This is a genomic window from Kitasatospora sp. NPDC096128 (assembly GCF_040303105.1).
In the GTDB taxonomy this organism is placed as follows: domain Bacteria; phylum Actinomycetota; class Actinomycetes; order Streptomycetales; family Streptomycetaceae; genus Kitasatospora.
This window is the reverse complement of sequence record NZ_JBEOSP010000045.1, coordinates 50,420-73,198: the sequence shown is the minus strand read 5'-3', so window position 1 is coordinate 73,198 and position 22,779 is coordinate 50,420. Positions and strand designations below refer to the sequence as shown.

Annotated in this window: 14 protein-coding genes, 2 pseudogenes and 1 riboswitch; of the genes and pseudogenes, 4 read left to right on the top strand and 12 right to left on the bottom strand. The window is 73.2% G+C overall.

Translation table 11 applies throughout. The annotated features are described in order from the left end of the window. Both ABTY61_RS34540 and ABTY61_RS34535 read left to right on the top strand, forming a co-directional pair. Positions 1-181 (top strand): annotated as a pseudogene (locus ABTY61_RS34540) (ABC transporter ATP-binding protein); the annotation flags it as partial. A gap of 47 nt (positions 182-228) precedes the next feature. After that, positions 229-2,784, top strand: a complete 2,556-nt coding sequence (locus tag ABTY61_RS34535; protein ID WP_350509114.1) for an ABC transporter permease — start codon at positions 229-231, stop codon at positions 2,782-2,784. 292 nt (positions 2,785-3,076) lie between these two features. On the opposite strand, the gene ABTY61_RS34530 is transcribed toward ABTY61_RS34535, so the two are convergent. The 7 genes and pseudogenes from ABTY61_RS34530 to ABTY61_RS34500 form a co-directional block, all read right to left on the bottom strand. Further along, positions 3,077-4,444 (bottom strand): NAD(P)/FAD-dependent oxidoreductase, encoded by a 1,368-nt coding sequence (locus ABTY61_RS34530; protein ID WP_350509113.1) that lies wholly within the window; start codon positions 4,442-4,444, stop codon positions 3,077-3,079. Positions 4,445-4,872: 428 nt separating this feature from the next. Next, positions 4,873-5,808 (bottom strand): Ppx/GppA phosphatase family protein, encoded by a 936-nt coding sequence (locus ABTY61_RS34525; RefSeq protein WP_350509117.1) that lies wholly within the window; start codon positions 5,806-5,808, stop codon positions 4,873-4,875. A gap of 146 nt (positions 5,809-5,954) precedes the next feature. After that, positions 5,955-6,482: pseudogene (locus ABTY61_RS34520) on the bottom strand (DUF501 domain-containing protein); the annotation flags it as partial. Continuing rightward, positions 6,454-6,936, bottom strand: coding sequence for an FtsB family cell division protein (locus ABTY61_RS34515; protein WP_350509111.1), 483 nt, complete (start codon positions 6,934-6,936; stop codon positions 6,454-6,456). The gene ABTY61_RS34515 and the pseudogene ABTY61_RS34520, both read right to left, overlap by 29 nt. 218 nt (positions 6,937-7,154) lie before the next feature. Continuing rightward, the gene (gene eno, locus ABTY61_RS34510) at positions 7,155-8,441 is read right to left on the bottom strand and encodes a phosphopyruvate hydratase (RefSeq protein ID WP_350509110.1); all 1,287 of its coding nucleotides are present in this window, start codon (positions 8,439-8,441) and stop codon (positions 7,155-7,157) included. A gap of 313 nt (positions 8,442-8,754) precedes the next feature. Continuing rightward, positions 8,755-9,543, bottom strand: coding sequence for a transglycosylase family protein (locus tag ABTY61_RS34505; protein ID WP_350509109.1), 789 nt, complete (start codon positions 9,541-9,543; stop codon positions 8,755-8,757). Between the two features lies 1 nt (position 9,544). Then, positions 9,545-9,715: riboswitch (cyclic di-AMP (ydaO/yuaA leader) on the bottom strand. A gap of 210 nt (positions 9,716-9,925) precedes the next feature. Next, the gene (locus ABTY61_RS34500) at positions 9,926-11,227 is read right to left on the bottom strand and encodes a cytochrome P450 family protein (RefSeq protein WP_350509108.1); all 1,302 of its coding nucleotides are present in this window, start codon (positions 11,225-11,227) and stop codon (positions 9,926-9,928) included. A gap of 281 nt (positions 11,228-11,508) precedes the next feature. On the opposite strand from ABTY61_RS34500, the gene ABTY61_RS34495 reads away from it, so the two are divergent. Beyond that, the gene (locus tag ABTY61_RS34495) at positions 11,509-11,934 is read left to right on the top strand and encodes an SDR family NAD(P)-dependent oxidoreductase (RefSeq protein WP_350509107.1); all 426 of its coding nucleotides are present in this window, start codon (positions 11,509-11,511) and stop codon (positions 11,932-11,934) included. Positions 11,935-11,983: 49 nt separating this feature from the next. Here ABTY61_RS34495 and ABTY61_RS34490 read toward each other — a convergent pair whose 3' ends face one another. The 4 genes from ABTY61_RS34490 to ABTY61_RS34475 form a co-directional block, all read right to left on the bottom strand. Next, positions 11,984-13,024, bottom strand: coding sequence for a nucleoside triphosphate pyrophosphohydrolase (locus ABTY61_RS34490; RefSeq protein ID WP_350509106.1), 1,041 nt, complete (start codon positions 13,022-13,024; stop codon positions 11,984-11,986). Positions 13,025-13,296: 272 nt separating this feature from the next. Further along, entirely contained in the window at positions 13,297-14,889 is a 1,593-nt protein-coding gene (locus ABTY61_RS34485; protein WP_502895478.1) for a protein kinase domain-containing protein, read from the bottom strand. Between the two features lie 59 nt (positions 14,890-14,948). Continuing rightward, positions 14,949-15,554, bottom strand: coding sequence for a hypothetical protein (locus ABTY61_RS34480; RefSeq protein WP_350509104.1), 606 nt, complete (start codon positions 15,552-15,554; stop codon positions 14,949-14,951). A gap of 149 nt (positions 15,555-15,703) precedes the next feature. After that, a complete protein-coding gene (locus tag ABTY61_RS34475) occupies positions 15,704-17,884 on the bottom strand; it encodes an N-6 DNA methylase (protein ID WP_350509103.1) in 2,181 nt (726 codons plus the stop codon). Positions 17,885-18,072: 188 nt separating this feature from the next. On the opposite strand from ABTY61_RS34475, the gene ABTY61_RS34470 reads away from it, so the two are divergent. Further along, positions 18,073-18,672, top strand: coding sequence for a DUF4352 domain-containing protein (locus ABTY61_RS34470; RefSeq protein ID WP_350509102.1), 600 nt, complete (start codon positions 18,073-18,075; stop codon positions 18,670-18,672). 147 nt (positions 18,673-18,819) lie between these two features. Here the strand turns inward: ABTY61_RS34470 and mfd are convergent, their stop codons facing one another. Then, positions 18,820-22,473, bottom strand: a complete 3,654-nt coding sequence (gene mfd, locus ABTY61_RS34465) for a transcription-repair coupling factor (RefSeq protein WP_350509101.1) — start codon at positions 22,471-22,473, stop codon at positions 18,820-18,822. Positions 22,474-22,779 lie beyond the last annotated feature (306 nt).

The window sequence follows — 22,779 nt, the reverse complement described above, 5'->3', positions numbered from 1 at the left end:
CTCCGTGCGCGAACTCGGCCAGACCGTCGTCATGGTCACCCACGACCCCGTCGCCGCCTCCTACGCCGACCGCGTCGTCTTCCTCGCCGACGGCAAGATCGTCGACGAACTCCACGGCCCCACCGCCGACACCGTCCTGGACCGCATGCGCCGCTTCGAGGCCAAGGGCCGCACCAGCTGACACCCGGCCCGCCGGCCCCACGCCCTCGAACCTCCCCAGGACTCCTCATGTATCGCACCGCACTGCGCAATGTGCTGGCCCACAAGGGCCGACTGCTGATGACGGCGCTCGCCGTCATGCTCGGCACGGCGTTCGTCGCCGGCACCATGGTCTTCTCCGACACCTTCGGCAAGGCCCTGCGGGACAGCAACTCCAAGAGCTACTCGGACGTCGCCGTCCAGGTCGTGGACCGCGCGGCCGGCTCCGGCGCCTCGGCCAAGCAGAAGAGCGAGGCCGGCGCGGGCCTCACCGACGACACCGTCCAGCAGCTGGCCGGGCTGCCCGGCGCGGCCGGCGCCCGCGGCGTGGCCGGCGGCTTCACCGGGGTCGCCGACAAGCAGGGCAACCTGATCGGCCAGGTCTGGTCGGCCAAGGGCGCCAACTTCGCCCCGGGCCAGGACGGCCGGGACCCGCGCTACCCGATGACCGAGGGCCAGGGCCCGAAGAACGCCAAGGAGGTCGCCCTCGACCGCAAGACCGCCGAGAAGGCGGGCTACAAGGTCGGCGACACCGTCCGGGTGGCCGCCAACGGGCCGGTGATCGAGGCGAAGCTCACCGGCGTCTTCACCACCGACGACCCGGTGGTGAACACCGGCGGCACGCTCACCCTGTTCGACAAGGCCACCGCCCAGCAGACGCTGCTGGAGCCGGGCCGCTACAGCAGCATCGTGCTCACCGCCAAGCCCGGCACCTCGCAGGACGAGCTGCTCGCCCAGGTCGAGTCGAAGGTGCCGGCCGCCCGCCAGTTCGACGTCGAGACGGGCGCCAAGCTGCAGGCGGACGACCAGGCACAGATCGCCAAGGGCACCGACAGCATGCGCACCATGCTGCTGGTCTTCGCCTTCATCTCGCTCTTCGTCGGCATCTTCATCATCGCCAACACCTTCACCATGCTGGTCGCCCAGCGCACCAAGGAGCTCGCGCTGCTGCGGGCGATCGGCGCCAGCCGCAAGCAGGTGACCCGCTCGGTGCTGATCGAGGCGCTGCTGATCGGCACCGTCTCCGCGGTGGCCGGTCTGCTGGCCGGGGTCGGGATCGGTGCCGGGATGCAGTCCCTGATCGGCTCGCTGGACGGGAACATGCCGAGCGGCGCGCTGGTGATCCAGCCGCTGACCGTCGTGGTGACCCTCGCGGTGGGCGTCCTGGTGACGGTCCTGTCCGCCCTGCTGCCCGCCGTACGGGCCGCCCGGATCGCGCCGGTGGCGGCGATGAGCAGCGGCGACCAGCCGACCAGTCAGAAGAGCCTGCTGGTCCGCAACACGATCGGTTCGGTGCTCGCCGGCGGCGGCCTGGCGCTGATCGCCTACGGCGCCTCCACCGGCAACGACAGCGGCCGGATGCCGGTCGGCGCGGGTGCCTTCCTGGCCCTGATCGGCGTGTTCGTGCTGCTGCCGCTGCTCTCCCGCCCGGTGGTCGCCCTGGTCGGCCCGCTGCTGCGGGGGCTGGGCGGCACCCCGGGCAAGCTCGCCCAGCAGAACGCGGTGCGCAACCCGCGCCGTACCGCGGCCACCGCCGCCGCGCTCACCATCGGACTGACCCTGGTCACCGGCCTGACCGTGATCGGCACCTCGGTCGGGGACACCATCGACCGGGCCGTCACCAAGTCGATGAAGGCCGACTACCTCGTCTCGGCCGCCAACCGGATGGGCCTCTCCGGACAGGTGCCCGCCCAGATCGCCAAGGCCCCCGGGGTCGCGGCCTCCTCGCCGATGACCTCCACCGACTGGAAGCTCGACGGCACCTACAAGGAGATCACCGGACTGGACCCGGCCGTCCTGGACCAGGTCGTCGACATCAAGCTGACCAGCGGTTCCACCGCCGGCCTCGGCAAGGGCCAGCTGCTGGTGGACCAGGAGGTCGCCACCAAGTTCAACGTCACCACCGGCTCGACGATGGCGGTCTCCTACCCGGACGGCTCCAGCGGTCAGCTCACCGTCGGCGGCGTGTACGAGAAGGGCGGCATGCTCGGCCCGGTCCTGCTGGCCAACAGCGAGATCGCCAAGCACGAGCCGAAGCCGTACGTCCCCCAGGTCCTGGTCAAGGGCAAGGACGGCGCCACCGCCGGGCTCAAGCAGTCGATCAAGGACGCCACGGGCGCCAACCCGGTGATCGAGGTCAAGTCCAAGCAGGACGTCCGGGACCAGTTCAGCCAGGTCATCACCTTCGCGCTGAACCTGATGTACGGCCTGCTGGGCATGGCGGTCCTGATCGCCGTCCTGGGTGTGATCAACACGCTGGCCATGTCGGTCTTCGAGCGCAAGCGCGAGATCGGGATGCTGCGGGCGATCGGCCTGGACCGGCGCGGCATCAAGCGGATGGTCCGGCTGGAGTCGGTGGTGATCTCGCTCTTCGGCGCCGGGATCGGACTGCTGCTCGGCTGCTTCATCGCCTGGGCGATCAACGGGACGCTCAAGTCCAGCCTGAGCGGGCTGACCACCGTGCTGCCGTACGGCCAGCTGGCGCTGTTCCTGGGCCTGGCCGGGCTGGTCGGCCTGGTGGCCGCGATCTGGCCGGCCCGCCGGGCCGCCAAGCTGGACATCCTGTCGAGCATCAAGACGGACTGACGCCCCGTCGGTCCGCCGCCGTCCCGGTCGCACCCGCGGCCGGGGCGGCGGCGCTCCGGCACCGGTGCGACCGGGACGGCGGCAGGGGCCGGGAACGGCGGGAGCGGGGAACGGCAGGGGCCGGGAACGGCAGGAGCCCCTGCCGGAGGGTTCTCGGCAGGGGCTCCTCTACTGCTGTACTCCGCCCGGTCGCACGGCCGGCTGAGCACCACGGAGGTCGTGGTCCGGCGACACTGCCGGGCGGAGAGCCTCCGACTCATACCCCGGCGCTCCCACACCGGGGTCCAGTCGCTTACTTGCTGGCGAGCTCCTTGTCGGCGGCCGGCTTGGCGGCCTCGACGGGCTTGGTGGGCGGCGTGACCTCCTGGATCGGAAGCTGCGGCTTCTCCATCTGGGAGAGGCCGACCGCTTCGCGCTTCAGGAACATCGCGAGGGTCCAGTCGGTGAAGACGCGGACCTTGCGGTTGAAGGTCGGGACCATCGCACCGTGGTACAGGCGGTGGAACCACCAGGCCGGACGGCCCTTCAGCTTGTACTTGCCGAAGAGGATCGCCACGCCCTTGTGCAGGCCGAGACCGGCGACCGCACCCAGGTTCTTGTGCTTGTACTCCTTCTGCGGGAAGCCCCGCATGCCGGAGATCACGTTGTCACCGAGGACGACGGCCTGGCGGCAGGCGTGCTGGGCGTTCGGCGGGCACCAGGCGCCCTCGCCGGCGGCGAGGTCCGGGACCTGGGCGTTGTCGCCGGCGGACCAGACGTAGTCGAAGCCCTGGACCTGGAGGGTCGGCGCCGTGTCGACGTGGCCGCGCGGGCCCAGCGGCAGGCCGAAGTTGGCCAGCACCGGGTTCGGCTTCACGCCGGCCGTCCACACGATGGTGGCGGCGTCCATCTCCATGCCGTTCTTCAGCACGACGTGGCCGTCGACGCAGGAGTCCATCGAGGTCTCGATGTAGACCTCGATGTCGCGCTCCTCGAGCTTCTCCTTGGTCCACAGACCGAGGTCCGGGCCCATCTCGGGGAGGATGCGGTTGGCCGCCTCGACCACGACGAAGCGCATGTCGTCGCGGCTGACGGTCTTGTACAGCTTGGCCGCGTCGCGGGCCATGTCCTCGACCTCGGCGACCGTCTCGATGCCGGCGAAGCCACCGCCGATGACGACGAAGGTCAGTGCCTTGCGGCGGACCTCCTCGTCCGAGGTGGACTCGGCCTTGTCGAGCTGGGCCATGACGTGGTTGCGGAGGCCGATGGCCTCCTCGACCGTCTTCATGCCGATGCCGTTCTCCGCCAGACCCGGGATCGGGAAGGTGCGGGAGACCGAGCCGGTCGCGACGACCAGGTACTCGAAGGGCAGCTCGTAGCTGTCGCCGGCCGCCGGCTGGATGGTCGCGACCTTGCGGGCGTGGTCGATGCCGGTGACGGACCCGGTCAGCACCTCCGCCTGCTTGAGGGTCTTGCGCAGCGGCGCGACGAGGTTGCGGGGCGCGACGTTGCCGCCGGCCGCCTCGGGGAGGAAGGGCAGGTACGTCATGTACGACCGCGGGTCGACGACCGTGACGGTCGCTTCGCCGTAGCGCATCTTCTTGAGGATGCGCATCGCGGCATACAGGCCGACGTAACCACCGCCGACAATGAGGATGCGAGGACGCTCCGTGGTGCTCATATCCGAAAGTATCCAGCACCGTCCGGAGCAGCCTTCGTGAGCCCGGTCACAAGCTCATGGACACCCCGTGCTACACTCCGCGCCCACAAAAACGGCCCCGGCGCACCGGCTCAGCGGCCCCGGCGGCCCCCCGTGGACGCGCGCCGGAGCACTACCCGGCTGAGCAGCAACGATCCGTACAGCGCCCGGGTTCCCGCTTGTGATTTCGATTTTCAAACCCTGAACGAGCCCTGACCTGCGATCCAAGGGGCCGCGCGACCGGCAGGCCTTCGGTCTCACAATTCGGGCGTAGCGGGCCACGGGGTGCGACGAAAGGCTGGATCGTCATGTGAAGAAATTCACGAAGGTTCTCGCACGGGCCCGGGCGCGCCCCGGCCCCGGCGCCCGGAAAGGGGCGTCGGGGCCGGTGAGGTAAGGCCTGCGGGTCGTCAGGAGGCCGTACTCCAGGCGATGCCGTCCAGGATGTCGTGCTCGCTCACAACCACCTCGGCAGCGCCGGTGCGGTCCATGATCTCCAGCAGCTCCAGCGCGCCCGCCGCGATCACGTCCACCCGGCCCGGGTGCATCGACGGGATGGCCGCGCGCTCGGCGTGGGTGGCGGCCAGCAGCTCGCGGGCGATCCCGGCGACCCGCTCGCGGCTGATCCGGGAGTGGTGGATCCGCTCCGACTGGTACGCGGGCAGGTCCTGGGCGATCGCGGACACCGTGGTGACCGTCCCGGCCAGGCCCACCAGGGTGGCCGCGCCGGTCAGCGGGACGACCTCCTCGGCCTTGTCCAGCTCGGCCCGCACGTGCGCCCGGGCCTCCTCGATCTGCTCCGCCGAGGGCAGCTCGGCGCCGCCGAAGTGCCGCTCGGTCAGCCGCACGCAGCCGATGTCCACCGAGCGCGCCGCCTGGACCTCCGCCCCGCCGAGCACGAACTCGGTGGAGCCGCCGCCCAGGTCGAAGACCAGGTAGGGGGCGGGGAACTGCCCGCCGGTGAGCTCCTTGGTGGCGCCGACGAAGGACAGGTGCGCCTCCTCCTCACCGCTCACCACCTCCGGCTCGACGCCCAGGATGTCGCGCACGCCCTTGACGTACTCGTCGCTGTTCTCGGCGTCCCGGGAGGCGCTGGTGGCGACGAAGCGGGTGCGCTCCGGGCCGACCCCGAAGCCCTCGATGACCTCCCGGTACTCCCGGCAGGCCGCGAAGGTGCGGGCCAGCGCGTCCGGGTGCAGCCGGCCGGTCCGGTCCACGCCCTGGCCCAGCCGGTTGATGATCATGCGGCGGTCGAGGTCGGTGATCTCGCCCGTCTCCGGGTCGAGGTCGGCGACCAGCAGCCGGATCGAGTTGGTGCCGCAGTCGATCGCGGCGACGCGGGTCATGCTCACTCGGACTCCTGCTCCGTGGTGGCGTCCTCGGCGGCGCGCTTCTTGGCGGCCCGCTCGGCGGTCTTCTGCTGCTTGGCCGCGATCACGGCCTCGTGGTCCTGGTCCTTGGCCCGGTTGCGCAGGACCCGCTCACCGGCCGCCTCGACCTCGGCCGGGGAGACGCACGGACCCTTGGCCCACCAGTCCTCCAGCATGCCGATCGCCTCGTCGCCGAGCGGGTTGACGCCCTCGCCGGCCGCCAGCGAGTGGCCGACCAGCACGTGCAGGCACTTCACCCGGTCCGGCATGCCGCCGGCGCTCGGGAAGCCCTCCAGCACCTCGATCGCGTCGCGCCGGGCGATGTAGTCCTCGTGCGCCTTCTGGTAGGCGGCGGCCAGCTCCGGGTCCTCGGCGAGCCGGGCCGTCTGGTCCTTCATCACGCCCTCCGCCTCCAGGGTGCCGATCAGCGAGGCGGCCTTGGGGCAGGTCAGGTAGTACAGCGTCGGGAACGGCGTGCCGTCCGGCAGCCGGGGCGCAGTCTCGACGACGTCGGGGTTGCCACAGGGACAGCGGTGCGCCACACCGCGCAGGCCGCGCGGCACCCGGCCGAGCTGGGCGGCGATGGCCGCGACGTCGGCGTCGGAGACGGCAGGGTGGTTCTCAGTGGTCATGGGGGGTGGGGTCTCCAACGGAGGACGGGGGGAGCGGACGGGGGGCGGCGGCGACCGGCGCGGCGGCGTCGGCGGCGTCCACCGAGTCCCAGATGCTGGTGTACCAGGGCTTGGCGGCCTTCGCCGCGTCGGCGGCCGCGTCGGCGGAGCGGGAGGCCGAACCGGCCGGGGCGGAGGGCTGGGCGGCCGAACCGGCCGGGTCCACCGCGATGTACGGGGTCTCCCCCGGCACCGCGTAGTGCAGCCGGGCACGGGCCTGCGCCTTGACGTACTCCGGATCCTGCCAGCGCGCTTTGTCCCGGCGCAGCTGGTCGACCTGCTGGCGCGAGTGGTCGGCCTTCGCCCGCTGGGCGGAGATCTCGGCGCGCTGGGAGATGAACTGCCGCGTCGGGTAGGCCAGGATCGCCACCAGCGAGCAGAGCACCAGCACGAGGACGGTCGCCCGGCTCGTGAACCGAGGCCGGGCCGCCAAGCCCGGGATCCTCCAGCCAGCCATCTCCCGTATCCCCTCCTGGTCGCGACGGTGCCCCGCCGTCCACCCTACGGGGTGTGCGGCGGGGCACCGGTCAGGCGTGCGCTAGCTCGCGGTCCCAGCCCGCGTGCTTGCGGTGTTCGTCACTCCGCGGAGCGACTGTGCTCGTTGTTCCGCGGAGCGACTGTGCTCGTTATTCCGCAGAGCGACTGTGCTCGTTATTCCGCGGAGCGGAAGCGCGGGAAGGCGCCGCGGCCGGCGTACTCGGCGGCGTCGTCGAGGATCTCCTCGATGCGCAGCAGCTGGTTGTACTTGGCGACGCGCTCGGAGCGGGCCGGGGCACCGGTCTTGATCTGGCCGCAGTTGGTGGCGACGGCCAGGTCGGCGATGGTGACGTCCTCGGTCTCGCCGGAGCGGTGCGACATCATGCAGCGGTAGCCGTTGCGCTGGGCCAGCTCGACGGCGTCCAGGGTCTCGGTCAGCGAGCCGATCTGGTTCACCTTCACCAGCAGCGCGTTGGCGGTGCCGGTCTCGATGCCCTTGGCCAGGCGGGCCGGGTTGGTGACGAACAGGTCGTCGCCGACCAGCTGGACCTTGTCGCCCAGCTTGACGGTCATGGCCTTCCAGCCGTCCCAGTCCGACTCGTCCAGCGGGTCCTCGATGGAGACCAGCGGGTAGGCCGCGACCAGCTCGGCGTAGTACTCGATGAGCTCGGCGGCCGACAGGGCCTTGCCCTCGAACTGGTAGGCGCCGTCCTGGTAGAACTCGGAGGCGGCGACGTCCAGGGCCAGCGCGACATCGCGGCCGGGCACGTAGCCGGCCTTCTCGATGGCCTCGGTGATCAGGTCCAGGGCCTCGCGGTTGCTGTCCAGGTTCGGCGCGAAGCCGCCCTCGTCACCGAGGCCGGTGGACAGGCCGCGCTCCTTCAGCACGCCCTTGAGCGTGTGGTAGACCTCGACGCCCCAGCGGACGGCCTCGGAGAAGGACTCCGCGCCGATCGGCGCGATCATGAACTCCTGGATGTCGACGTTGGAGTCCGCGTGCGAGCCGCCGTTGAGGATGTTCATCATCGGGACCGGCAGGACGTGGGCGTTCGGGCCGCCCAGGTAGCGGAACAGCGGCAGGTCGCTGGCCTCGGAGGCGGCGTGCGCGACGGCCAGCGAGACGCCCAGGATGGCGTTGGCGCCGAGCGAGGACTTGTCCGGGGTGGCGTCCAGGTCGAGCATGGCCTGGTCGATCAGGCGCTGCTCGGTGGCGTCGTAGCCGACCAGCTCGGGGCCGATCTGCTCGATGACGGCGAGGACGGCCTTCTCCACGCCCTTGCCGAAGTAGCGGTTCTTGTCGCCGTCGCGCAGCTCAAGCGCCTCGAAGGCGCCGGTCGAGGCACCCGACGGAACAGCGGCACGACCCGTGCTGCCGTCGTCGAGGCCGACCTCGACCTCTACCGTGGGGTTGCCGCGGGAGTCGAGGATTTCACGGGCTACGACGACATCGATGGACGGCACGAAGCATCTCCTTGCGGAAGCAGGGTCCGGCTGGCGGTGGTGCTGTCAGCCGGACGATTGCGGAGTCGTTACGACCAGAGCCTAACCGCCCGGGCTCCCGGGACCACGTCGGCCTCGACTCCGTCTCAGCGTGTGGCCCTACTACCCACCGGTAGTTCACCTGCTCGTCCCAGCCCGTCCCACCGGGACGGGCTGGGACGAGGACGGGTGCGGACGGGCGCGGACGGAGGGGGCTGGACGCGGACGGAGGGGGCTGGACGCGGACGGAGGGGGCCGCCGGGCGCGGCCCCCTCCGTGTTCGCCGTGGAACGGCTCAGCCGAGGTGCAGGACCTGGCCGGGCATGATCAGGTTCGGGTTGCCGCCGACCGTGTCGCGGTTGCCGTCGTACAGCGCCTGCCAACCACCGGACACGCCCTGGGTGGTGGCGATGCCCGACAGGGTGTCGCCGTCGCGGACGGTGTAGTCGTGGCCGGTCGTGGCGGCGGCCGGGGCCTGGGCGGCCCGCGGGGCGGCGTGCTTCGGGGTGTACTGCTGGGCCGACTGGTCGACCGGCTTCTCCGCCGTCTTCGGCGCGGCGTGCTTCGGCGCGTACTGCTGGACCGGCTGCGGCTGGGCGGGCTTCGCGGCGGCCTTGGGGGCCTGCTGCTTGGGCGCCTGCTGCTTCTGGACCGGCTGCTTCTGCGGCTTGGCGTCCGAGGAGGCGTCCACCTCGGCCGGGGCGCCGCCCTTGCTCAGGCCGGCCTTCTTGGAGCAGACCGGCCAGGCGCCGGGGCCCTGCGAGGCGAGGACCTTCTCGGCGACCGAGATCTGCTGCGCCCGGCTGGCCTGGTTGGCCTGCGCCGCGAACGCGGTGCCGCCGTACGCCTTCCAGGTGCTGGAGGTGAACTGCAGGCCGCCGTAGAAGCCGTTGCCGGTGTTGATGCCCCAGTCGCCGCCGCTCTCGCACTGGGCGACCGAGTCCCAGGCGGAGGCCGGGGCGGCGGAGGCGCCGGTGGCGGTGAGGAGCGGCAGTGCGAGTCCGACGCCGGCCACACCGGCGACGGCGATGGCCTTCTCGGCCTGGGTGCGACGACGATGACGGCCAGATCCAACGAACAGCATGAAGGTCCCTCTCCGCACGCCTGCGAGGTGAGCTGTCGGGTTCGGACCGGGAGGTGGCCCGGCCGCCGTCTGCGGAAACGCTTCCGCTCGGGCGGCTTCACCCCAAGCCGTGGAGGAACGGCAACAAACCTGGTTCCCCCGCCCCTGCCCAGGGTTCTGGTCGGTTTCCCGTGACGCGGCGGGCAGGATTCGGCGTCCCGCGCACGAGGTCCGCAGCTGCGAACTCCAGGGAGACTAGACAGATCCTCAGACCAATCACAAGCTCATATCACCGACATCACACAAAAATTACGGCCCGTGGTCGATCGCCTACCAACGGCGGGGCTTTGTCCGCTTTGATGGGCGTTCATACCGCCCCTGGAGCCGTATTTGCGACGTCACGTCAGCGCGTCGACGCCTCAGGACGGCGGTGCGGCGACCGGCTCTCCGGACTGAATTCGACCGGAAGTTCGCGCAATCCGCGCATGATCAGGCCACCTCGCCAGCGCAGATTCTCCGGGGTTTCGGCCAGTCGGAGATCGGGCAGTCGGGAAAGCAACGTGGCCAGCGCGGACCGCCCTTCGAGCCGGGCCAGCGGGGCGCCGATGCAGTAGTGGATGCCGTGCCCGAACCCCAGGTGGGGATTGTCGCTCCGGGCCAGGTCCAGGGTGTTCTCGTCCGAGAACCGGGCCGGGTCGCGGTCCGCCGCCGCCAGCACCACCAGCACCGGGTCGCCGACCGGGATGTCCACCCCGCCGATGGTCAGCGGACGGGTCGCGAACCGCCAGGTCGCCAGCTCCACCGGCCCGTCGTAGCGCAGGAGTTCCTCGATCCCGGTCTCCAGCAGCGCGGTCTCGCCGCGGGCCACCGACTCCTGCAGCAGCGCCCGCTGACCGGGATTGCGCAGCAGCGCGTAGGTCCCGTTGCCGATCAGGTTCACCGTCGTCTCGAACCCGGCGAAGAGGAGGATGAAGGCCATCGCGGCGGCCTCGTTCTCGGTCAGGTGCTCGCCGTGGTCGCCCGCCCGGATCAGGCCGGAGATCAGGTCGTCCCCGAGGTCCGCCCGCTTGCGGTGGATCAGCTCCAGCAGGTACGCCCGCATCCGCTTCACGGCCCGCCCCACACCGCCGCGTTGGCCGCCGCCGTGGCGGATCATCATCCCGGCCCAGTCCCGGAAGTCGTCCTGGTCCTCGGCCGGCACGCCCAGCATGTCGCAGATCGCGTAGATGGGGAGCGGGAACGCGAACTCGTGGATCAGGTCCGCCGACCCGCGCTGCGCGAAGCCGTCGATCAGCCGGTCGGTCAACTGCTGCACCCGCGGCTCGAACTCGGCCACCCGGCGCGGGGTGAACGCCTTCGACACCAGGCGGCGCAGCCGGGTGTGGTCCGGCGGGTCGATGTTCAGCAGGTGGGTCATCAGGTCCGCCTGCCGCTCCCCCGGGATGCCCACCCGGCCGGTGCGGTGCGCCTGCTCGCTGTGGTGCGCCGGGTTCTTCGACAACCGGCCGTCCGCGAGCGCCTGCCGGGCGTCCGCGTACCTCGTCACCAACCAGGCCTCCACCCCGCTCGGCAGCTTGGTGCGGTGCACCGGGGCGTGCTCGCGCAGCCAGGCGTAGGCCGGGTACGGGTCGGCGGCGAACTCCCAGGTGAAGAGCTGCGGATCGGGCTGGGCGGCGGACTGGGCGCCGTCGGGCTGAGCTGGCATGGGTCGACCGTAACCGCTCGGCCACCGCTCGGCCGGACGCGCCCGGACCGGCCGGCGATCGTCAACGGTTCGCGAACGGCGCGCGAGCGGGTCGCCAACACTCCGTGGACGCCCCGTGGACGGTCCGTGGACAGGCCTTGGACAGCTCTTGGCCGGGTGGCAGGCGTGAGCCTGGTCACCTGCGGGGTAATCCCTGTTGCGGAGGGTCAGGACGTGCCTACGATCCTCCGAAGTACGCGTGGGCGCCGGTGCGGTGTCGCCCGCAGGGAGGAGCTGGACCAATGAAGGTCAGCGGAGCAGTCGTCGTCATCGCGGTACTCGACGGCGGTTCGGGAGCCGACCTCGCCCGCCGGTTCACCGCGGCCGGCGCCGCCGGGATGCTGATCGCCGACACCCACGTCGGCATCGCCGAGGACCTCGCCTCCGAACTCGACCGGCCGGGATGCCCCGTGGTCGGCGTCGGCGGCGACATCCGCCGGCCCAGCGACGTCGCCGCCCTGGTCGACACCGCCGAGAAGCACTTCGGGCCGATCGACCTCTTCTGCGTGGCCGGCCCCAAGGGCGAGCGGATCGTCTCCCTCGCCGACCTGCCCGACCACCTCGACCTGGAGCGCCTCGCCGAACTCGTCGTCCTCATCGGCGAGGCCATCGGCGAACTCGTCCCGCCGCAGCGGTGCTCCTCCGAGCGCACCGCCACGGCGGCCTGAGCCGACCGGTTCGGTTCGTCCGGCCGGGCCGGCCCCCCGGCTGCTCCGGCTACTCCGGCTGCTCCGGCTGCTCCGGCTTGAGGCCCTCGGCCGCGCGAACCGCGTCCCGGTAGCCGCGCGCGGCCGAGCGCAGCGCCGCGTCCACGTCCACCCCGGCGTCGTGCGCCCGCTGCGCCACCGCCAGCAGCAACCGGCCCGCCGACTCCGCGGTCAGCTCCGCCGGCAGCCGGTACGGCTCGTCCGGCACCTCCGTGAAGCCCGCCCGGCGCACCCGGGACACCAGCTTCGCCGCATACGCCAACGCCGGCAGCCCGGCCGGAACGCCGTCCAGGACGGACTCCCGGTCCGCCTTCTCGGCCGCCTTCAGCTGCTCCCAGTTCGCCTCCACCTCGGCGGCACCCTCCGCCTCGACGTCCCCGAACACGTGCGGGTGCCGGTACATCAGCTTCTCGACGATGTCACCGGCCACGTCGTCGATCGAGAACGCCTCCGACGGGTGCTCCTCGGCGATCCGGGAATGGAAGAACACCTGGAGCAGCACATCGCCGAGCTCCTCGCGCAGCGCCTCCCGGTCCCCCTCCTCGATCGCCTCGACCAGCTCGTAGGCCTCCTCGACCAGGTACTTCACCAGGCTCTCGTGGGTCTGCTCGGCGTCCCACGGGCAGCCGCCCGGCGAGCGCAACCGGTCCATCACCGAGGCGAGGTCCAGCAGCCGCGCCCCCGGCAGGTCGTACGAACCCGGCAGCACCTCGATCTCCGGCACCTCCCCGGCGTGCTCCACCGCGAGCCGGGCCAGCGCGTCCGTCAGCCCCGGATCCCCGTCCGGGCCGCCCAGCCACACCGTCGGCCCGGCCTCCGCCGGCTGCCCGGTCAACAGCCGCGCCAGCGCCGGCGCCGACCCGGCGGGCACCACCTCCACCACCACCCCGGCCTGCCGCACCGCCGCCACCTGCGGGTTCCCCTCGTCCCCCACCAGCACCCGCCCGGCCGACCGCAGCGCCTCCCAGGCCGGCCACGCCAGCAACCCGGGGGCCACCCGGTGGGTGGTGGTCAGCAGGATCAACTTCGCGCCCGGAAGATTCGTCGTCACACCCCGAACCTACCCGCCCCACCCCACCCCGGGCCGGGCCTCTCACCACACCGCCCCCGGCTTCGGCGGCACGGGAGCAAGGGGCGGTGCGTCCCCTCCCCCCGATGGGACACACCCCCGAGCCCGACCACACCCCGACGCCGGCCCCTCCCGCACTGGAAGTCGACCCCGCCGACTTCCCGCTCCCACCCGGCGAGGACACGCTCGGAGCCGAGCGCGCAGGCCGCGACCGTGCGAGCCGGCAGGCGGCGCAGGAAGTCGGCCCGTCGGCGTCAGCGGGGCCCGTGGGTGGAGTGGTGGGGGTGGAGGGTGGTGAGGGAGTCGCGGATGCGGCGGACGGCGGGGTGGTGGGGGCCGTCGCGGCGTTCGCGTTCGAGGAGGAGCTGGAGGAGCCAGTGCCAGGCGTTCTGGGGGTCTCCGGTGGCGGCGAGGTGGAGGCCGATGCGTTCGCGGAGGTCGTAGGCGCGCTCGGGGTCGGTGTCGAGGCCGGATTCGAGGCGCGCGGTGTGGGCGGCGAGCAGGGCCTGGAACTCGGCGAGGGCTTCGGGGCCGTGGCCGAGCCGGTCGAGGCAGAGGGCGGCGCGGTAACGGTGGTCGAGACCCTGGGGGCCGTGCGGGCCGCCGTCCGCGGTGGCGGCGAGGCGCCGGTACTCGGGGAGGGCCTGTCCGGGGTGGCCCTCGTGGAGGAGGGTGCGGGCGTAGATGGAACGGATGGTGCGGACGAGGGGTGCGTGCTCGCCGAGTTCGGCCTCGGCGCGGGGCAGCAGGTGGGCGGCCAGGCCGAGGACCTCCGGGTGGCGTCCGGCGTCGACCAGGTCGGAGAGGCGGGCGCACTCCGCGCCGAGGTCCGGGCCGGCGGGGACGGCGGGGGGTGCCGGTGGGGCGGGCGGCATGAGGAAGGGCCTGGGCTCCGACCGGACCACCGGCGCGGCGGTCACCACGGGGACCGCCACCACCGTCGACGGCTGCGGCTGGTGCGGGTAGCGGAAGGGGCGCGCGGGGTCGGGCAGGGGCGTGAGGCGGGGCTGCGGCGCCCGTTCGACCACGGGTAGCAGCGGGAGCAGCCGCGCGTACACGCTCTGGGCGTCGGCGGGGCGGTCGGCGGGCTGCTTGGCGAGGAGGTCGAGGACCAGTCGTTCCAGCGGCTGCGGCACCTCGGGACGCAACTCCCGCAGCGGGACGGGCGGTTCGTCGACGTGGCGGCGCAGGACGCCGAGCGCGGTGGGCGCCCGGAAGGGTTCCTCGCCGGAGAGCATCTCGTGCAGCAGGCAGCCCAGCGAGTAGAGGTCGCTGCGCGGGTCGGCGGTGGCGGCGAGGGCCTGTTCGGGGGCCATGTAGGCGGGGCTGCCGATGGGCACGCCGGTGAGGGTCAGGCGGGTGGTCTCGGTGTCGAGGGCGGTGGCGATGCCGAGGTCGAGGAGCACGGTGCGGCCGTCGGCGCGGACCATGACGTTGCTCGGTTTGAGGTCGCGGTGGACCACCGGGATGGCGTGGACGGCCGCCAGCGCCCCGCAGAGCTGGGCGGCGACGGCCACCGCGCGCTCGACCGGGAAGGGCGCGTCCTCGGCGATCAGGTCGGCGAGGCTGATGCCGGGGACGCGCTGCATGACGAGGTAGAGCTCGCCCTCGTCCTCGCCCGCGTCGAAGACGGTGACCAGCCCGGGGTGGTCGAGCGCGGCCGTCACCCGGCACTCGCGCAGGAAGCGGCGGCTCAACTCGTCGCCGTGGCGGCGGCGTTCGGTGCTCGTGGCGCCGGTGCCGAACCCGCTGCCGGAGCCGCCGGGCAGCAGGTGTTCGGGGCGGAGCAGTTTGACGGCGACCTCGCGGTGCAGCCGTTCGTCCTGGCCGGCCCACACCTGGCCCATGCCGCCGTGGCCGATCTTCTCGGCGAGCCGGTAGCGGTCGGCGATCAGCCTGGTGCCGGTCACGAGCCGCCCTCGCGGGCCTGGCGGCGCAGCAGTTCACCGAGTTCGCGCAGGTCGTGGGAGGTCTCGACGGCCGGGGCGGGGACCGGGTTCGGGGCCGCGGCCGGAACCGGCGCCGGGGCGCCGTACCCGGGCGCGGTGGGCGCGTACGGCGCGGCGGCCGGCGGTGCGTACGGCGGGCCGACCGGCGGCCCGTACGAAGGGACGACGGGCTGCGGGGCGACGGGCCGGGGGCGGCCGGACTCCCAGACCTTGCGGCTGTCCAGGGCCAGGAAGTGCAGGGTCGGCGTCAGCCACAGCACGCCGAGGGTGAGATTGCCGGTGAAGTCGGCGGTCGGGTCTTTCAGGGTGCCCGCGATCCCGGCGGAGACGAAGAGCGTCAGCAGCAACCCGCAGAACACCACCGCGCCGAGGATGTCGTAGGCCCGTCGGCGCCGGACGGCCAGCAGCAGCGACGGGACGACGCCGAGCAGCCCGAAGGAAAGCAGCGGGACGAGCGCGCACAGCACCCGGGCGGGCACTCCGAACCGGCCCGGGATCGGGGCCGGGCGGTACGGCGGGCCACCGGGCGTCGGTCCGTACGGCCCGGGGTGCTGCCCTGACATGTGTGCTCCTGAGCTGGAGGGAACCGGCGCCGGCCGTAGCGCGGACGGCCCAGCACACCGTACCGCCCGGCCTGGCGGCCTCGGAGTCCTTCGGTCCGCTCGGTGCCGCTCCGACACCGGGCCGATGCCGGAGCGGTACTGAACCGGTGTCAGTCCTCCGGCGGCGCCATGGCGCCCGTCGCCAGCGCGTCCGTCGCGGCCCGGGCGAGGGTGTGGCCGAGGGCGGCGGCCCGGGTGAGGGCGGTGTCGAAGGCGGCGAGGCGGGCGAAGGCCGCACCCAGGCGCTGTTGGGCGGGGAGCGGGAGGCGGGGCAGTTCGACGCGGCGGATGTCGAGGCGGGCGGTGGTGGTGGCGTGGCTGGCGGCACGCCGGGTGCCCGCGGTGGAGCGGAACTGGCCGGCCAGGAACTCCGGGTCGAGCGCGGCCGGGTCGGGCCGCAGCAGGTGGAGCTGGCGGCCGAGGGCCGCGCCGACCAGCGGGCCTTCGGCGGGGACGACCAGGGCGGCGCCACCGCCGAGGGCGGGGACCAGGACGTCGCCCGGCCTGGTCCGGACCTCCCCCGCCGCCCCGGTGGCCACGGCTCCCCCGGCTCCGGAGGTCGTGGCGAGGACGGCACCGGGCCGGGCCCCGGTGGCGAGGTCCTGGTCGGTGATCACCGGAACGCCCCCCGGGGCGCCGCCCGCCGGACGGGTGGCGGCGCCGGTGCCGGAGGAGTACACCTCCAGCGCGCCGCCGCGGACCAGCTCGCCCACGGTGACCAGGCCGGCCGGCGCCGCGTCGGCGGCCGCCTGCCCGCCGGGCCCCGGGAGCAGCGTGATCGGGTCGGCCAGCTCGGCCAACAGCTCGGCCAACCGGGCACCGAGGTGGGAGAGTTCGGCCGGCCCGCCGAGCCGGACGGCAGGCGGGACGTGCCGGGCCGGGGAGAGGTCGGTCTCGTCGTCCAGCAGGTCGATGGCGGCCATGGTCCGGTGGACGCCGGCCCGGTCGGCGGGGACGGGCAGGCCCTCCCGGGCGGCGAGGTCGAACCCGCGCCAGGAGTCCAGGACGGTCCGGCGCAGCTCGGGCCAGTCCACCTTGCCCCGGCCGCCCTCCGCGGCCGCCGGGCCCGGCGCCCCACCGGACGCCCCACCCGGCGCCGCCCCGGCGTCGACCAGCAGGACCTGCCGGAAGTCGTCGCCCGGCCTGGGGGCGCGCAGCACCCACAGGTGCAGCGGGACGCCGTACGGCGGGGCGGCCCCGGCGGGCAGGGCGATGACGGCGCGCAGGGCGCCGGTGCGGAGCAGCTCGGCCCGGATCCGGCGGCCGGCCCGGCGGGAGGCGACGGTCGGTGGGAGGAGCAGGGCGGCGAGGCCGCCGGGGCGGGTGTGGGCCAGGCAGTGCAGCACCCAGGCGAGTTCGGACTCGCCGCGCGGCGGGACGAGGCCGCCGGGCCAGCGGGTGTCGAACTGCAACTCGTCGTGGCCCCAGTCGCGTTCGTTGTACGGGGGCTGGCAGAGCACCGCGTCGAAGGTGTCCCCGGGGTAGCCGTCGGCGCGCAGGGCGTCGCCGCTGCGCAGGTCCAGCGGGAGCGGACCGGGCTCGTCGGCGGGGGTGTGCAGGGCGAGCCGGAGTCGGGCGAGGGCGGCCGCGACCGGGTCCGCGTCCTGGCCGTAGCGGCCGGTGGTCGGCGGGTGGGCGAGCAGCACGGCGCCGAGGCCGACGGCCGGGTCCAGCACGGTGGCGGGGACTCCGGCGACGGCGGCGAGCAGTTCGGCGGCCTCCGGCGGGGTCGGGCTGAGCTGGCGGGCGTTGGCCTCGGCGTGCCGGGTGAGCAGCTGCTCGTACGCGCCCGTCGGCCCGGACTCGGCCGCGAGCGCGGCGAGCAGTCGGGCGAGGTCCAGCTGGGTGCTGCCGAGCAGGACGGGCAGCCGCAGCTCGCGCGGGCCGTCCGGGCCGAAGGCCTGGACGGCTGCGTCGGCGACGGCGCGGGGCAGCGCGGTGGCGAGCCGGCTGTCGGGCTGGTCTGCGAGGTCGGCCCAGTGCCCGGGGGCGCGGTGCAGCAGCAGGAGGACGGCGCCGGCCTCGACCAGCGGGGCGGCGGGGTGGCCGGCCGGGTCGCGCAGGGTGTCGACGAGCTGCCAGACCCGCTCCAGCGGCGGGAGTTCGGCGATCTTGCCCTGGGCGCGCAGCCAGGACCCGACCTCGTCGAGGGCGAAGGTCGGGCTGGCGTCGGTGCCGCCGACCGGGCGGGGGAAGTCGGGGTGGCGGCGGCGCCAGTTGCTGACCGCGGCCCGGCCGACGCCGGCCAGCCGGGCGATCTCGACGGCGGTCACTTCGGGGCGGTCCGGCACGGGAGGGCTCCTTCGGTGGGGCTGTGACCGCACAGCATAGCGAGGATGACCCTGCTCGGAGTTCACATGTGAACAGAGCTCTTTTGTGAAATGTCGTTGACATGGTTCACGCCCTAATGGTGTGATCTCTTCGTCGCCACCGGACGGGGGCGACGCCCAGGAAGACCACCGATCACGGGAGAACAGCCATGTCCGCCACCGCCCGCCGCACCACCACCCGCCGCACCGCCGCCCTGCTCCTGGGCGCAGCGCTGGTCGCCCTCACCGCTACCGCCTGCAACTCCACCGGCGGTGCCTCCGTCTCGACCGAGGCGAAGCAGACCGCGGCCGCCACCACGGGGCCCGCCAAGGCCGCCGACGCCCCCAAGGCCCCGGCCGGGATCGGCGACACCATCGCGCTCAAGGGCACGGACAAGGGCAACACCGCCGACGTCACCGCGGTGAAGGTGGTCGACCCGGCCGAGAGCGCCAGCGAGTACCTCAAGCCGGCCGACGGCAAGCACTACGTGGCGGTGCAGTTCCAGATCAAGGCCACCGGCGCCCAGGCGTACGGCGAGGTCCCGGCCAGCAGCGCCAAGGTCGTGGACACCCAGGGCCAGGCCTACGGCCCGAACCTGGAGGACACCAAGGCCGGCCCGGCCTTCCAGACCCCCACCAGCATCGCCCCCGGCGAGACCGGCAAGGGCTTCGTCACCTTCGAGGTCCCGGACGGAACCAAGCTCGACAAGGTCCAGTTCGCCCTGGACAACGGCTTCGCCCCGCAGACCGGCCAGTGGAAGATCGGCTGACCCCGGGCGCACCGGGTACGAGGCGCACCGGGTACAAGCAGAACGGCGGCCCCGGGCAGAGCCCGAGACCGCCGTGAACCACCGCCGGCGTGAACCACCGCCGGCGTGAACGCCCGCCGACGCAGACCGTCGGCCGACCGGCAGGTGCTACTTCTTCGCCCCCGCCAGGTCGTCGAACATCGCCGACAGGAACTCGGTGCACCAGCCGAGCAGCTCCCGCCCGACGAGCGGCTTGCCGCCGATCCGGCCGGTGCTCGGCCGCGGCACCAGCAGCTGCTGGGCCGCCGCCTTGACCTGGCTGCGCGGGTAGAGCCGGTTCAGCCGCAGTTGCTGGGACTCCCGCAGCTCCACCGGGCCGAAGCGGACGTTCGAGCCCTGCAGGGTGATGTCCGAGATCCCGCAGCGGCGGGCGAACAGCCGCAGCCCGGCGACCATCAGCAGGTTCTCCACCGGCTCGGGCAGCTTCCCGTAGCGGTCCACCAGCTCGTCCCGAACCTGCTGGATGTCCTCCTCCGAGTTGACCGCCGCGATCGAGCGGTAGGCCTGCAGCCGCAGCCGCTCGCCGGGCGCGTAGTCGTGCGGCACATGGGCGTCGACCGGCAGCTCGATCTTCACCTCCAGCGGCTCCTCCTCCGGCTCGCCGCCGTTCGCCAGCGACTCGCGGAACTCGGCCACCGCCTCGCCGACCATCCGCATGTAGAGGTCGAAGCCGACGCCCGCGATGTGCCCGGACTGCTCGCCGCCGAGCAGGTTGCCGGCGCCGCGGATCTCCAGGTCCTTCATGGCGACGTACATGCCGGCGCCCATCTCGGTGTGCTGGGCGATGGTGGCCAGCCGCTCGTGGGCCGTCTCGGTGAGCGGCTTCTCCGGCGGGTACAGCATGTACGCGTAGCCGCGCTCGCGCCCTCGCCCGACCCGGCCGCGCAGCTGGTGCAGCTGGGAGAGGCCGAAGGTGTCGCCGCGCTCGACGATCAGGGTGTTGGCGTTGGAGATGTCGATGCCGGACTCCACGATCGTGGTCGACACCAGGACGTCGAACTCCTTCTCCCAGAAGTCGACGACGACCTTCTCCAGCTGGGTCTCCCCCATCTGCCCGTGCGCGGTGGCGATCCGCGCCTCGGGCACCAGGTCCTTCAGCCGGGCGGCCGCCTTGTCGATCGACTCGACCCGGTTGTGGATGTAGAACACCTGGCCCTCGCGCAGGAGTTCGCGCCGGATCGCGGCCGAGATCTGCTTCTCGTCGTACGGCCCGACGAAGGTCAGCACCGGGTGCCGCTCCTCCGGCGGGGTGGTGATGGTGGACATCTCGCGGATGCCGGTGACGGCCATCTCCAGGGTGCGCGGGATCGGCGTCGCGGACATGGTGAGCACGTCCACGTTGGCGCGCAGCTTCTTGAGCTGCTCCTTGTGCTCGACGCCGAAGCGCTGCTCCTCGTCGACGATGACCAGGCCGAGGTCCTTGAACCTGGTCTCGGAGGAGAACAGCCGGTGGGTGCCGATGACGACGTCCACCGAGCCCTCGAACAGCCCCTCCAGGACGGCCTTGGCCTCGCTGTCGGTCTGGAAGCGGGACAGCGCCTTCACGGTGACCGGGAAGTTGGCGTACCGCTCGGCGAAGGTGGAGAAGTGCTGCTGCACCAGCAGGGTGGTCGGCACCAGCACCGCGACCTGCTTACCGTCCTGCACCGCCTTGAACGCGGCCCGCACCGCGATCTCGGTCTTGCCGTAGCCGACGTCGCCGCAGATCAGCCGGTCCATCGGGACGGACTTCTCCATGTCCGACTTGACCTCGGCGATGGTGGTCAGCTGATCCGGCGTCTCCGCGTACGGGAAGGCGTCCTCCAGCTCGCGCTGCCACGGGGTGTCCGGGCCGAAGGTGTGGCCGGGCGCGGCCATCCGCGCCGAGTACAGCTTGATCAGGTCGGCGGCGATCTCCTTGACCGCCTTCTTGGCCCGCTGCTTGGTCTTCGCCCAGTCCGCGCCGCCGAGCCGGTGCAGCGTCGGGGCCTCGCCGCCGACGTACTTGGTGACCTGGTCGAGCTGGTCGGTCGGCACGAACAGCCGGTCGCCGGGGTGGCCGCGCTTGGCGGGGGCGTACTCCAGCACCAGGTACTCGCGGGTGGCGCCCTGGACGGTGCGCTGCACCATCTCGACGTACCGGCCGACGCCGTGCGCCTCGTGCACGACGTAGTCGCCGGCCGCCAGGGCCAGCGGGTCGATCGCGTTGCGGCGCCGGGACGGCATCCGGCGCATGTCCTTGGTGGAGGACTTCTGCCCGGACAGGTCGGTCTCGGTGATGACGGTGAGCTTCAGGTCCTCGTCGACGAAGCCGTGCTCGATGGAGCCGCAGGAGACGTAGACGACGTCCCGGGTGGGCGCCTCGGCGAGGTCGGCGACCAGTCGGGCGGGGATGCCCTCGTTGCCGAGCACCTCGGCCAGACGGGAGGCGGGGCCGTGGCCCTCCGTCACCATGACGACCCGCCAGTCGGCGGCCAGCCGCTCCTTGGCGTCGGCGATCGCCCGGGCGGTGTCGCCCCGGTAGGCCTCGACGGCGTGCATGCCGAGGGTCAGCGTGTTGACGTCGCCGTGCCAGTCGGCGACGCCGTCGCGGGCGAGGATGCCGTCGACCGTCGACTCGCTGGTCGCGAACGGGCTGACGGACCACCAGGGCAGCCCGATCTCGTCCGCGTGCTCGCGCACCTCGGCGAGCGAGCGCAGCGAGGCGGCGGAGACGTCGATGGTCTCCAGGTCGATCGGCCGGTCGCCGCCGGCCGCCGCGGCCACCCAGGAGGCCTGGAGGAACTCCTGACTGGTGGCCACCAGGTCGGCGGCCCTGGTCCGGACCCGCTCCGGGTCGCAGACCACGGCGACCGAGCCGAGCGGCAGCACGTCGAGCAGCAGCTCCATGTCGTCCACCAGCACGGGGGCCAGCGACTCCATGCCCTCGACCGCGATGCCCTCCGCGATCTTGTCCAGGATCTCGGCCAATCCGGGCTGCTGGACGGCCAGTTCGGCGGCCCGGGCGCGCACCGCGTCGGTCAGCAGCAGCTCCCGGCAGGGCGGCGCCCACAGTCCGTGCTCGGCGATCTCCAGCGAGCGCTGGTCGGCGACCTTGAAGTAGCGGATCTCCTCGACGTCGTCGCCCCAGAACTCCACCCGCAGGGGGTGCTCCTCGGTCGGCGGGAAGACGTCCAGGATGCCGCCGCGGACGGCGAACTCGCCGCGCTTCTCGACCAGTTCGACCCGCGCGTAGGCGGCCGCGGCGAGCCGCCGGGCCACCTCCTCCAGGTCGTGCGACTCACCGCGCTGGACGGCCACCGGCTCCAGCTCGGCCAGCCCCTTCACCTGCGGCTGCAGCACCGAACGGACCGGGGCGACGATCACCTGCACCGGCCCGGCCGCCGGGTCGTCCGCCCGCGGGTGCACGATCCGGCGCAGCACGGCCAGTCGGCGGCCGACGGTGTCCGAGCGGGGCGACAGCCGCTCGTGCGGCAGGGTCTCCCAGGCGGGGTACTCGGCGACCGCGTCGGCGGGCAGCAGCGAGCGCAGCGAGGCGGCCAGGTCCTCGGCCTCCCGGCCGGTCGCGGTGACGGCCAGCACCGGGCGGCCCCGCTCGCCGGCCGCCCGGCCGGCCAGCGCGCGGGCCAGCGCGGCGACGGCGAACGGCCGGGCGGCGGGCGGTCCGACCAGGTCCAGGTGGCGGCGGCCGCCGGCCGCGGCTCCGGTGGCGGTGGCCGCCTCGATGGCCTCGGAGAGCGCCGCGTCCCGCGCGACGACATCGAGCAGTCCGGTCAGACTCATCTGGGGTCTCTTCTTCGTGCCGTGGCTGGTGCTGCCTCCGGGCGGCGGGCAGCCCGCCGGGGCAACGCGAACGGCCCGGCGCGCCGAGCGGCCGGGGGTCTCCAGCCTACGCCGCGGCACGGACGGGCACGCGGCGTACGAGCCGGGCGGGGCCGCGCCGCGCGGGCGACGGACCGCGCGGGGACGAACCGGCGGCCGCACGCGTCGCACTGTCAGGAGCACGAGCGCGGACGAACCACTGGACGGAACACCGGACCGGCCGGTGGACGGGCCGGTCGGTCAGCGGTCCGGACCGGGCTCCGCATC